Below are 11,740 nucleotides of genomic sequence, written 5' to 3' on the forward strand. Positions count from 1 at the left end.
CGCTTGAAAATCGTACTGCTGTCGGGCGGATCGGGGAGGCGGCTGTGGCCGTTGTCCAACGCCGCGCGGTCCAAGCAATTTCTGAAAATTTTGCGCAGCCCGGACGGAGAGATGGAATCGATGGTTCAACGGGTGTGGAGGCAGTTAAGCGCGGCGGGTCTGGCGGACGAATGTACGATCGTGACGGGGCCGCTGCAAGCCGACGCGATCCGCAGGCAGCTCGGGGACGAGGTGCCGCTGCTGATCGAGCCGGAGGGCCGGGACACGTATCCGGCGATCGCGCTCGCGGCCGCCTATCTGCACAGCGTTCGCCGGAGCGCCGCGGACGAAGCCGTCATCGTGCTGCCGGTGGACCCTTATGTGGACGACCCGTTCTTCGAGAAGCTTAAGGAGCTTGAGACGATGCTGGACCAAACCTCGGCCGATCTCGGTCTGGTCGGCGTTAAGCCCACTTATCCGTCCACGAAGTATGGCTATATCGTTCCCGAAGCCGCGGACGGGTCGCAAGCTTACGACCGGGTGGCGAGCTTTCACGAGAAGCCCGCGGAAGCCGTCGCGGGCCGGTTGATCGAGGAGCGCCAGGCGCTGTGGAATTGCGGCGTGTTCGCCTTCAGGCTGGGGTACATGGCGGAGCGAATCCGCCGCTCGGGGATGCCGGTTGAATATGCGAAGCTGGTCGAGGAATATCGCAATCTGCCCAAAACCAGCTTCGACTTCGAAGTCGCGGAAACCTGCGGCAGCATCGCGATGATGGTTTACGACGGCTATTGGAAGGATCTTGGGACGTGGAACACGCTGACGGAGGAGATGGGCGTCTCCCAGATCGGCAAAGGCACGGTCAGTCCGGACAGCCGGAATACGCACCTCATTAACGAGCTCCACATTCCGGTCACTGTGCTCGGACTGTCCAACATCGTCGTGGCGGTCAGCCCGGACGGCATTCTCGTCACGGACAAGGAAGCGAGCCCGCGCCTGAAGGAGGTGCTGGACGCCGGTCAATCTCCGATGTACGTCGAATACGAGTGGGGAACGAGCCGGGTGCTGGACTACGAGCGGATTGACGAAAATAACGAGGTCATCACGAAGCGGCTGACGATCGCAGCGGGAATGCGCACCGATACGGAGTGCGCCCCCAGGCGCGAGAAGGCGTGGACGATTGTATCCGGCAGCGGCGAAGTGCTGCTGAACGGCGCGCCTCAAACCGTCGGCCGGGGCTCCGTCATACGCATTCCGGCCCGGCAGCAGATCCGCTTCGAGGCTTTCGAGGATTCGGAGCTGATCGAGGTCCAGACGGGCAGTCCTCTGCGAGAAGAAGATGTGCAGCGATGGTCTTATACTTTGGGAAGCGCGGTGATCTAGGTTGGCGGATACGAATTTGCGCAGCAGCATCGTCCGCGGCACGTCCTATCTCGCCGCGCGAAGCGCGATCGGCTTCGCTGTCGGGCTAGGCGGCATGCTGCTGCTCACAAGGCTGATCGGCGCGGAGAATTACGGCCTGTACGTGACGATCAGCACCGTGATCAGCTATATGTCGGATATCGCGCTCATGGGCGTGTCGAATTATATTATCCGCAAGGAGGAGGTCGTCGGCCGAAGTCTTTACGATCTCGCGTTTACGTTCGCTCTGCTGGCTTCGCTCGCGGCAATCGGGGTGGGCATCGGCTTTTCCTCCTTTCTTAGCGGCTGGCTGCACAGCCCGGAAATCCGGCTGCCGTTCTTGATTACGCTCATCGCGCTGCCGATTTCGGCGCTGCTGCTGCCTTCTCAGACGATGCTGGAAAAAGAATTGAATTACAAGCAAATCGCGTTTCTGGAAATGCACACGCAATTCGTCTACTACGGAGTCGCATTGGCGCTGGCCTATGCGGGTTTCGGAATCTGGGCGCCGGTCGTCGGGAACATCGTGCAGGGAGCGGCGGCCGTCGTTATCGGCTGCAGGTACGCGAGGTACGTTCCTTCTCTCTATTGGTCGTGGAAACCGCTGAAGGAGATGCTCCAATACGGGATCGCCAATTCGTTCTCCAAGCGCGTCTGGGGCTTGCGGGCGCTGATCAGCCCGCTGATCGTCGGCCGCTTCGCCGGACCGGAAGGGGTCGCGGTCGTCTCGATCGCGCTGCGGCTGATCCAGGCGCTCAGCGTCGTGAACGGAACGATTATGCGCGTCAGCTTTTCCGTTCTGGCGAAGCTTCAGCAGGACAAGCGCAGGATGGAGCTGGCGCTGAACGAAGCGATGACGATGCAGATTTTCTCGATTGCGCCGTTTCTGATCGGATTCGCGGTGCTGGGGCATTGGGTCGTTCCGCTGCTGTTCGACGACGCCTGGGACGCGATCCTCGTCATTTATCCTTATCTGGCATTCAAGTATATGATCTACGGCATATTCAACCTGCAGATGAACGTGCTGTACGTGTACGGGAAAAATTGGGAGGTTACGAGATTCAACCTGCTGCACGTCGGAATACTCGCGCTGCTGACCTTCCTGCTCGTGCCGCGTTTCGGTCTTAACGGCTACGCCTGGGCCGAGGTGGCGGCGATTGCGACCTACTACGCGATTCACCGCGACGTCAGCGTGAGCCTGAACGTCGATTACCGGGAGCCGTTCTTCTACACGCTGCTTTGCATCCCGGCCATGTTCGCTCCCTTGCTGCCGTTCCCGTGGGCGCTGCTGCTGCTCCTGCCGCTGCTGCTGTTTCTCGTCATGAGCAAGCCCAGAAGTCAGATCATCGGCTATTCGCGGCAGCTGCTGAGAAAAGAGAAACCGCTGGAAGCCGTCTAAATTCGCTCTGTTGGAGGATCATCCTATGAAACGAATATCGATCGTCGGATCTCCGGGATCGGGCAAATCGACTTTGGCCGGGGAGCTGGGCCGCCTGCTGGGCATTCCTTTCTACCACATGGATCATGTGGCCCATACGCCGGACGGAAAGCCGCGAAGCAAGGCCGAGGCCGAGGCGTTGATCCGGGCCATCGTAGCCGAGGAGCGCTGGGTCATCGAAGGCCACCATTACGAGGACGAAGATCCGCGCCTGACGGAAGCGGACACGATTGTTTTTCTGAATTTGCCGAGGTATTTGTGCCTTTGGAGATATGCCCGGAGAACCGTTAAATATTACGGAAGAAGCTCGCCCGGCAATTATATTACCGAGAAGCTGGACAAGGATCTGCTCAGGGGAGCGAAATTCGTGTTTCGGTTCCCTACGGCCACAATGCCGAAAATCATGAGGCAAATCCGCGCTTTCGAGGCGGATAAATCGATCTGCGTGCTGCGCAGCCCGTCCGAGGTCGAGCGCTTCAAGAGCCGGCTGAAGGCGCCGGCTCCGCCGCATGAGATTTCCTTTACTGGCTGAGGGGGCTGAACGATGCGCACGGAAGTCATTACCCGGCCGGCGGAATTTCTGCTGCTGGAGGATCAATGGAAGCGATTGTACGAGAAAGCGGAAGGCGCGGAGCTTCACGACGGCTGGGAGTGGACGCTCTCCTGTCTGGAAACGCTGCGGGGCCCCGAGCCCGAGCTGTTCGTCATAGCGGTATACGACGGGGAGCGGTGCGTAGGCATCGCTCCCTTGTGCATCGAGCCGAGAAGAGTGGGGCTGCTCAAGGTCCGTTCTCTCCGGCCGATCAACCATGGAACGACGCCTTACAACCATTTTCTGCTGCATCGGGAGTATCATAACCGGGATCTTCTTCGGTCGATCGGGAACGCGCTGTTCGAACGCCGCGGCTGCTGGGATTTCGCGGAGCTGACCAGCTTCAGTTCCAAGCATTCGTCGACGTTTCTGCTGCGGCAAGCGTTGGAGGAGAGGTATTCCGTATTCGCGGCGGAGGCGGCCATGACGACCTACGTCAAACTGCAAGGCATGCTCAAGAGGAACAAAAAAGCGATGCATAACATCGAGCGAAGAGAACGCGGGCTGCGCAAAAAGCATCGGGTCGATATTCGGATCGACCTGCCGTATTCCCCCGAACTATGGCGGAAACTGGTCGAGTGGAATAGAGCGAGATGGAAGGACAGCAGGTTTCACGACCCGCAATACGAGCGGTTTTTCGAGAAGCTGCTGGAGCGGATGAGCCGGGCCGGCCAACTCGGCTTCTCCTGCGTCGAGATTGACGGGGAGGCCGAGTGCATCTCCCTGGATTTCAAATTCGGCGATAAAATCTACGGGGAAATGATGAACTCCAGGCCGGGAGGCAAGAGCGGCACGGGAATGATCTTGACGCACAGAATGCTCGAGCATTTCGCGCTTCGGGGAGCAACGGAGTTCGATTTTCAGGAAGGCGATCAGGAGCACAAGTTTTATTGGACCGACTCTGCGGGGAAAAATTATCATTTCTACGTGTGCGGCAAAAACGGCAAAAGCGCCTATCTGGCGTTCTGCACGTGGCTGAAGGTGGCCGCAAGGCAGAACAAGAAGCTGAACGATCTAAAAAGGAAGGCGGTCGCGCTGCGATCCGGACTTTATCCTTCCCGAAAGGAAACGAGAGGAAGCCATGCTGAAAATAGCGGTTTTGCGTGATGCTGCCCCTTGGGATCAAGGGGAAATCGGATATCTTCGGGCTCTGTCCGCTTCGTCCCATGCCCGCATTTCCTGTATCGCCGAGGTCCGGGCGGCGGCCGCTCCGGCCGCGTCTCCCGGGTGGCTCCGGCGCACGGCGCGGCAAACGGGCAAGCCCGTACGGGAGGCGCCTGAAATAGAAGGCCTTCCGGTACTGGAGCTTGTCGACGAAGCGGAGCTTGCCGACGCTTTGTCTCCGCTTGCCCCGGACGCGATCCTGGACCTGCGCCGCGCCGGACAGTCCAGGGCATTGGCCGATCTCGCCCGCTTCGGCTTATGGCGTTTCCGTTACGGACAGGCGTCGGACGATGCGGCAGGGTTCGTCTTCCGCCTGCTGCTTGCGGACGATCCGGCGGGGACCGTGTCGCTGGTCCGGGTCGGCCGAACCGCGGAGCGGGATCTGCTCTTGAAACGGGGGCACATCTCCTCGTACGGAGCCGGCTTCGGGGAGAAGCTGGACGAGCTTTATCGGTTTTGCCGCTCCTGGCCGGCTTCCGTCTGCAGGGAGCTTGCCCTCTCCGGCAGGTTGTCCTATACCGCGGAGGAAGAAGTCCGGTCCGAAGCGGAGAACGGCCGACCCGGCCCCGGGCCGACCGCTCTTCAAGCGATTCGGCTGGCCGCCCTGCTCGGATACCGCAAGCTGGCTCGCCGATTGTCGGCCTGGTTTGTCGTCGAGCAGTGGAACGTCGGCGTGATTCGTCAGCCGATCGACGCCGTGATGCGCGGCCAAGGCGAACCAACCGTCGAATGGCTGCCCGAGCGGGCGGGCTTCGTGGCCGATCCGTTCGCGGTGCGGCTGGAGGAGGGAATGGGCATCGTGGCCGAGGAATGGGACCATGTGGAGCGCAAAGGGAAAATCTCCTTCCTGAAGCTGGACCGCGAGCTGCGGATCGATCCCGAAGCCCGGTGGCAGCAAGCCGTGCTTGAGCTGCCGGTGCATCTGTCCTATCCCTGCATCGTACAGGAGGAAGGGCGGCTCTACTGCATCCCGGAATGCTATCAAGCCGGGGAAGCCGCCATCTACCGCGCCGAGAGATTCCCGGTCGAATGGAAGAAGATAAAGGTTCTGATTCCGAATTTTCAAGCGGTGGACCCGACCGTGTTCCGGCATGACGGCCTGTGGTGGCTGATCTGCACGGATCAGGAGGAAGGGCCGCATTCGCATTTGCATATTTGGTACTCCGACGAGCTGCTCGGCGAGTGGAAGCCGCATCCGGCCAATCCGGTCAAGATGGACGTCCGCTCCTCCCGTCCCGCGGGAACGCCGTTTGCGGTCGGCGAAGCGCTGTTCCGCCCCGCCCAGGATTGCTCGGGCACTTATGGCGGCGCCGTATGGATCAATCGCATCGACCGCCTGACGACGACGGAATTCCGCGAGACGCCGGTTCGCCGCCTGGCCCCGGATCGTTCCGGACCGTATCCCGACGGTCTGCATACGCTGTCGTTCGCGGGAGAGGCCACTCTGGTGGACGCCAAGCGCGAGCGGCTGGCTCTGGGCGTATTCGCGCGGAGAGCGACGATTAAGCTGGTTCGGAAAATTCGCAGAACGGACAGGAAAGGAGCGGAAGCCATTGGCAGCATCCCTTAACGAGATCGCAATCGCCGCCGCCGCGGACGAGGGCTACGCCCAGCACCTGGCGGCGGCGCTCGTCTCCGCCGCCGTGCATCTGCCTCCTCCCGCGCGGGCGTGCTTTTACATTGTCGACGGAGGACTGTCCGCAGTCAGCCGCGAGCTTCTCGAGGCTACGGTGTCGGATCGCCGGGTTCGCATCCGCTGGATCAGGATGACCCCCGGGCGTCTGGACGGAATCAGGGTAGGCGGGCATCTGAGCCCGGCGACGTACTGCAAAATTCTCGTGCCGGAGCTGCTTCGCCGGTACTCGATCGACAAGGTGCTCTATCTGGATTGCGACGTTATCGTTCTGGGCGATCTGACCCCGATCTGGCAGGAGGATCTCCGCGGCTACGCGCTGGCGGCCATCGAAGATATCGGCGGCCAGTGCCGGAAGAAGGCGCTGGCGATTCCGAGCTCCAGCCCGTACTTTAACGCGGGGGTTCTTCTGTTCAACCTGAGGAGATGGCGCGAGGAGCATTTGACGGACCGCGTGCTGGCCTACGCGGCCGAGCACGGCGAACGCCTCCTTTTCCACGATCAGGACGCCCTGAACGCCGTGCTTCACGGAGAATGGCTGGAGCTGCCGCCCGAATGGAATCTGCAGAGCAACATGCTGACGGCGAACGCGCGCAAAGCCGGATCGGAGGAACCGATCGTCGTGCACTACACGGGGGTGTCGAAGCCGTGGCATTACGACAATGTGCATCCGTATCGCAGCGAGTATTACCATTATTTGAATTTGACGGCCTGGCGGCGTTACCGCCCTCCCGTGACCTTGGGGGGCCTGGCGAAGAAAGCGGTGAAGAGGGCGCTTCCGGGCGCGGCTCTCGATTGGGTGCGGAGGGAGAAAGACAGATGGGCGCAGGGAATGAAATGAACCTTCGGTATATGTACGCGACGCTTCTGTTCCTCGTAGCGGGAGGGCTTCTCCCGCTGCTCTTCCTGCCGAGGAGCGATTGGGGGCAGCTGGATGCCCCGCTCGTCATGAGCTTGGCGGTGCTCGTCTATTCGGCGGCCATGCTGAGCTACCCGGTCGCCGCGAACAAGGAGCGCATCCTCGACATGACGTTCTGGCTGTTTGCTTACGTATTTCTCGGGCTTGTCCCGCTCGTGCAGTTGGCCGAGAGCCGCTTCCCGTGGCCGGACACATACGGAGACGGAACGCTTGTGACGGCACAGCTGATGACCTTGGCCGGCTTGCTCGCCTATCATGCGGGAACCTTGCTCGGCAAGCCGTCCAAAGCTTCGCCGACTGCTCCGGGGAATCCGGCCGCCGATTTTGCGAAGCCGGGCGGAACGCGGCGATTTCTGGTTGTCTCCGGTCTGGCGATCCTGATCTCGGGTGCGCTTCTCGTTCAATCCGGCGGCATCCATTCCCTGTTTCTGCCGCGCAACGCGCTGCAAAACGTCTACGAGACGAAGTCACAGGGCCTGATCGCCGATCAGCTCATTAAAGTTCCGGTATTTGTGTGCCTGATTTTCGGTCTGACTCTGTGGAAGCGCCGCCTGTTCCGGAGCGCGCTGCCCAAGCTGACGACGCTGCTGCTGCTCGCTCTCTGCCTGGTCGTCTCGAATCCGATCTCCAATGCCCGCTACTGGTTCGGCTCGGTGATGCTTACGCTGTGTCTGTTGTTCGTGCCGTGGCGAAGGATCGGCCGCTTCGGGTGGACGGCGGGTTATTTGCTTCTGTTCATCGTCGTTTTCCCTTATACGGATTTGTTCCGCAACAATCTGGACGGCGATATTCAGACGGCCGGAATCTCGGACATTTTCGTGCAGAAAGGAGATTACGACGCTTTCCAGATGTCGCTGAACGCCGTCGAGTACGTCGGGGCCAACGGGACGACTCACGGCAAGCAGCTGCTCGGAGCTCTGCTGTTCTGGGTGCCGCGCTCGCTGTGGGAGGCGAAGCCGCTAAGCTCCGGGCAATTGCTGGGAGAGGCCTCGGGATACTTCTATACGAATCTGTCCTGTCCGCTGTGGGCGGAAGGTTATCTCAACGGCGGTCTCGCCGGCGTCGTCCTGCTGTTTGCCGTCTACGGATTCGTCTCCCGTCGTCTGCAGAGCAAGTACGAAGAGAGCAGACGCTTGTCGACGATGTCGATCTATCGGATCATTGTGCCGTTTCTATCGGCTTACCAGGTGTTTCTGCTGCGGGGCGATCTGATGAACGCGCTCGCCTACATGTCCAGCTTCCTCCTGTTCGCTTACCTGTTTGCGCGACGGAGCGGGGGCGGGAGCCTGCGCAAGAGTCTTCGCGGAAGCCGGAGTCGGAGTCCGGGCCGGACCTTCGCGGCCGACCGGGCCGGCTCGGCCGCCTTTAGCCGATATACTCTATCAGACATAACGAAGCGCTAGACACCTGGTCGACCTTATCGTTGCTCTCGAGGACCAGACGCCGTTTGGCATCCGTGTCGCACGGAAAGAACAGCGGTGTGTCGACGTTAAAGCCGCTGGCAAGAGCCGTCTTGTTGTCGCCGGACGCTCGGGCCAGCACGGTCGGGCTGGCGTCGCTCGTACGTACGGAGAACGCCCAGGCCTTGTTCTGCGAGGAGACGGCTTTGGCGGGCCAATAGAGCCGAATGCCGGTGACGATCGCGCCCGGAGGCAGGGTGAATTCGACTTTCGGGGCGCGATTGTAAGGCAGCTTGCCGTCCGCGTTTTTGACCGACAGAACTTTCCGCGACGTCGGTCCGAGCACGGCCGTCGAATAGCCGTAATCGCAATCCCAGAGATTCCACGACGGGTTCGTCCCTCCGGCGCCGCGGCAATTGCGGAAGTGGACGACCGGCGCGCCGCCGATGTTGGCGGTTTTGTCGCCGCTGACGACGTTAAGGAACGTTTTGACGTCGGCATGCTGCTCGAAGGTGCAGTTCTCGTAGACGACGTTGTGCCGTTTCGACCAGGAGTTGACCAAATAGCTGTAAGTGTGGGAGCCGATCAGCCGGCAGTTGTCGAATTTGATGCTCGGCATCTCGCTGTTCGAGCTCTTGAAAAGCGCGCTCTGGACGGTGTACGGCCGAAGATTCATGGAGCTGGTCGCGTCGATGTTCAGGAAGGTTACGGCGCCGCCTGGCCAGGTGCATTCGATCAGCTGGCTGTTGGCGTTGCGATGCTCGATTCTCGTCCCCGCGCAGAGGAATCTCTCGGTTCCGTAGAAGTGACTGTCCCCCAGCAGCCTGAAGAACACGCCCCCGCTGCCGTAATGGATCAGGCTGCCGCCCCAGATGTTGACGTTGCCGCCTTTCTCCAGATGGATAAAATCTCCTTCCGCCATTTCGAAGTTGCACGCGAAGAAATTGTAGTTGACGAATTGGTCCGAGCCTTTGGCGTCCACGTAAAGCATTTTCTTGCAGGAGCCCGACCAGTTGCAGGAGTAGAACGAATATTCGCTGTTATTGTTCGTTCCCCGCAAATTGAGAATGTATTTCCAGGTCCCCGTGAAGCTGCAGCGCTCCCAGTTGTATTTCTGGGCGCCGCCGGTGGAATAGGAATCCATCAGGGAGTTGTTCGCGTTGTTCGAGTCGAAGGTGAGATCGGCGATCGTTACGTTAAGCCAGGCGTCGTTGTTGGCCATGAGATACCCTCCGGGTACGGAAGGCTGAAACAAAATCTGGGTGAGCCCGGCGCCTGCGCCTTGAATGGAAAGTCCGACGGTTCGGTTGACATAGCTGCTTCGGATCAGCGCTTCGGGCTTGCGAATGACATAGGTGCCCGCGGGAATATAGATCGTGACGGAGCCGAGCCGGTTGCTGTCCGAGCTCGGGGCCGCGTTTCTTCTCGCCTGCTTCTCGGCCGCGGAGAGCGCGTCGAGAAAGGCCTGACTGTCGTCCGCCGCGCCGTTGCCCTGGGCGCCCAGGCTTTTGAGGTTGATCGCATTCGGGTCTCCGGGCTGTGGAGCCGCCGTTGCCATGGAAATCAGTCCCTTCTTAAATGGGGTGAATTCGATGCAGTATATTCAGCGAACGAACAAGCTTCCACACCTGGAAACGGCTGCGGCATAAAATATATGTTTGTCCCCAGGCTTCCTAAAACGAAGAAGCAGGCGAGGGATTACCCCGCCTGCTTCGCTTTCTTCTCCGAGAGAACGGCGCCGGCGGAGACGCCGGTGACCGTAAGCTCGGAGCCGGCCGGCTTCTTGTCGCCTTTGTCCATCCTGCTGCTGCCGTTCAGAATGCCGCCCTCCTGCACGAGCAGCACCGCCGATTGGGCGTTTCCGTGAAGCTGCCCGGTAGCGGTGATGACCAGCTTGCCGAAGGTATGTACGTCTCCGTACACTTTGCCCGCGATGGTCACTTCGCGAGCGGCGAGGTTCGATCTCGCCACTCCGCTTTCTCCGATCACGATATTTCCCTTGCTCTCGATGTCTCCTTGATAAGCGCCTTCGATTCTGACGTCGGCTTCGGATTTCATCAGCCCGTTAAATTCCGTCCCTGCGCCGATCAGCGTATCGGTGACTCTCGCCCTGCGCTTGCGTCCGAACATCGCTTTCAATCCTCCTTCACCTGTCGCAAATAGGGGAGCGGATTGACCGGCTTCTCGCTGGCCACGATCTGAAAATGCAGATGCGGTCCGGTGCTGCGCCCGCTGTTGCCCATTTCTCCGATCCTGTCGCCGCGTTCGACCCGCTGCCCGGTTTTTACTCCGATTTTGCTTAAATGCATATACTGCGACTCCAAACCCGTCCGATGGGTAATGATGATATAATTACCACGTGTGCGATTGAACCCGGCTTCCTTGACCGTGCCGTCTCCGGCCGCGTAGATCGGATCGCCGACATCGCCCGAAATATCGACTCCGGCGTGGAATGCGGATTTGCTCGTAAACGGATCGCTGCGGTAGCCGAAGCCCGAGGTCAGGCGCCGCGAGACGGTCGGCCAGGCGGACGGCATCGCGTCCAGCTCGCTTTGCCGCCGCTCCGCCTTGCGGAGATTGGCTTCCATGGAATCTGCGAGCTCGCCGAGCATCTCCGACAATTCCGCGATGTCGTCGATCGTCAACCGGGCCGAAGCCGCGGTCAGCTTGTCGGCCGCCGCCGCGGCGTAAGAGGCGGCGACCTCAGAGGCGGATTCCCCTTGGGGAAGCGTCTGCCCGTCGCCGTACTGGCCGATGAACTGCCGTAATCGGGCCTCGAGAACCGCCAATTCGTTCATTCGCTGCTGCAGCCGCTCGGCCTGATCGTTCGCTTGGCCAAGCTCCTGCTTCAGGGAACGAATTTCCCCGTTCTTGGCCTCGAGCGCGGCTCCGCTCCGGGCGGTTGCGGCGTCGAGCAGCGCTTCCAGCTCGTGAAGCCGCTGCAGCGCCTCCAGCTCCCGGGCCGCGAACGCTCCGGCGACCGTCAGGGCGGCGGCTACGGGGAGCAGCGCGATCGTTCGCCCGGACACCCGGAACTGCTTCACCCGGCGATTGGCGTCGCGGATCAGGATCAACGACCATTTCGCTTTCCGTCGTCTGTGTGCCATCGGCTCTCCTTTCGGATACGAGAAGTCGGGTCCATCCTTGTTCTACTGCTATTTATTCTTGAAAGCTTCCTTTCATACCTGAAATCATTAAGAGACGCGAGGATAAGAGG

Annotated in this window: 10 protein-coding genes; 7 read left to right on the forward strand and 3 right to left on the reverse strand. The window is 60.6% G+C overall.

Features of this window, described 5'->3' with window-relative positions; genetic code table 11:
* Positions 1 to 3: 3 nt before the first annotated feature.
* The 7 genes from ACFFT4_RS26615 to ACFFT4_RS26645 are packed head-to-tail and all read left to right on the forward strand — an operon-like array spanning position 4 to position 8,526.
* A complete protein-coding gene (locus ACFFT4_RS26615; RefSeq protein ID WP_378052066.1) occupies positions 4 to 1,359 on the forward strand; it encodes a sugar phosphate nucleotidyltransferase in 1,356 nt (451 codons plus the stop codon).
* A gap of 1 nt (position 1,360) precedes the next feature.
* Positions 1,361 to 2,776 (forward strand): oligosaccharide flippase family protein, encoded by a 1,416-nt coding sequence (locus tag ACFFT4_RS26620; RefSeq protein ID WP_378052067.1) that lies wholly within the window; start codon positions 1,361 to 1,363, stop codon positions 2,774 to 2,776.
* A gap of 25 nt (positions 2,777 to 2,801) precedes the next feature.
* Positions 2,802 to 3,347, forward strand: a complete 546-nt coding sequence (locus tag ACFFT4_RS26625) for an AAA family ATPase (protein WP_378052068.1) — start codon at positions 2,802 to 2,804, stop codon at positions 3,345 to 3,347.
* A 12-nt stretch (positions 3,348 to 3,359) separates the two neighbouring features.
* Positions 3,360 to 4,514, forward strand: coding sequence for a GNAT family N-acetyltransferase (locus ACFFT4_RS26630; RefSeq protein ID WP_378052069.1), 1,155 nt, complete (start codon positions 3,360 to 3,362; stop codon positions 4,512 to 4,514).
* Positions 4,489 to 6,141 (forward strand): glucosamine inositolphosphorylceramide transferase family protein, encoded by a 1,653-nt coding sequence (locus ACFFT4_RS26635; protein WP_378052070.1) that lies wholly within the window; start codon positions 4,489 to 4,491, stop codon positions 6,139 to 6,141. Before ACFFT4_RS26630 ends, ACFFT4_RS26635 begins: the two co-directional genes overlap by 26 nt.
* The gene (locus ACFFT4_RS26640) at positions 6,125 to 7,045 is read left to right on the forward strand and encodes a glycosyltransferase family 8 protein (RefSeq protein ID WP_378052071.1); all 921 of its coding nucleotides are present in this window, start codon (positions 6,125 to 6,127) and stop codon (positions 7,043 to 7,045) included. Before ACFFT4_RS26635 ends, ACFFT4_RS26640 begins: the two co-directional genes overlap by 17 nt.
* Entirely contained in the window at positions 7,024 to 8,526 is a 1,503-nt protein-coding gene (locus tag ACFFT4_RS26645) for a hypothetical protein (protein WP_378052072.1), read from the forward strand. Before ACFFT4_RS26640 ends, ACFFT4_RS26645 begins: the two co-directional genes overlap by 22 nt.
* Here ACFFT4_RS26645 and ACFFT4_RS26650 read toward each other — a convergent pair.
* The 3 genes from ACFFT4_RS26650 to ACFFT4_RS26660 all read right to left on the reverse strand — a co-directional run bounded on the left by ACFFT4_RS26650 (position 8,489) and on the right by ACFFT4_RS26660 (position 11,630).
* Complete coding sequence (locus ACFFT4_RS26650) at positions 8,489 to 10,081, reverse strand: glycosyl hydrolase family 28-related protein (RefSeq protein ID WP_378052073.1); 1,593 nt, start codon at positions 10,079 to 10,081, stop codon at positions 8,489 to 8,491. The two genes, ACFFT4_RS26645 and ACFFT4_RS26650, sit on opposite strands and share 38 nt — an antisense overlap.
* 140 nt (positions 10,082 to 10,221) lie before the next feature.
* Positions 10,222 to 10,653 (reverse strand): bactofilin family protein, encoded by a 432-nt coding sequence (locus tag ACFFT4_RS26655; RefSeq protein ID WP_378052074.1) that lies wholly within the window; start codon positions 10,651 to 10,653, stop codon positions 10,222 to 10,224.
* A gap of 5 nt (positions 10,654 to 10,658) precedes the next feature.
* Positions 10,659 to 11,630, reverse strand: a complete 972-nt coding sequence (locus ACFFT4_RS26660) for a M23 family metallopeptidase (protein ID WP_378052075.1) — start codon at positions 11,628 to 11,630, stop codon at positions 10,659 to 10,661.
* Positions 11,631 to 11,740 lie beyond the last annotated feature (110 nt).

This window comes from Cohnella cellulosilytica, assembly GCF_042431195.1.
GTDB classification, from domain to species: domain Bacteria; phylum Bacillota; class Bacilli; order Paenibacillales; family Paenibacillaceae; genus Cohnella; species Cohnella cellulosilytica.

What these genes read in the sequence shown, in the direction of transcription:
- ACFFT4_RS26630 (WP_378052069.1), top strand. Translation starts at nt 3,360, where the DNA reads ATGCGCACGGAAGTCATTACCCGGCCGGCGGAATTTCTGCTGCTGGAG.
- ACFFT4_RS26655 (WP_378052074.1), bottom strand. Translation starts at nt 10,653, where the DNA reads ATGTTCGGACGCAAGCGCAGGGCGAGAGTCACCGATACGCTGATCGGC.
- ACFFT4_RS26660 (WP_378052075.1), bottom strand. Translation starts at nt 11,630, where the DNA reads ATGGCACACAGACGACGGAAAGCGAAATGGTCGTTGATCCTGATCCGC.
- ACFFT4_RS26645 (WP_378052072.1), top strand. Translation starts at nt 7,024, where the DNA reads ATGGGCGCAGGGAATGAAATGAACCTTCGGTATATGTACGCGACGCTT.
- ACFFT4_RS26635 (WP_378052070.1), top strand. Translation starts at nt 4,489, where the DNA reads ATGCTGAAAATAGCGGTTTTGCGTGATGCTGCCCCTTGGGATCAAGGG.
- ACFFT4_RS26650 (WP_378052073.1), bottom strand. Translation starts at nt 10,081, where the DNA reads ATGGCAACGGCGGCTCCACAGCCCGGAGACCCGAATGCGATCAACCTC.
- ACFFT4_RS26625 (WP_378052068.1), top strand. Translation starts at nt 2,802, where the DNA reads ATGAAACGAATATCGATCGTCGGATCTCCGGGATCGGGCAAATCGACT.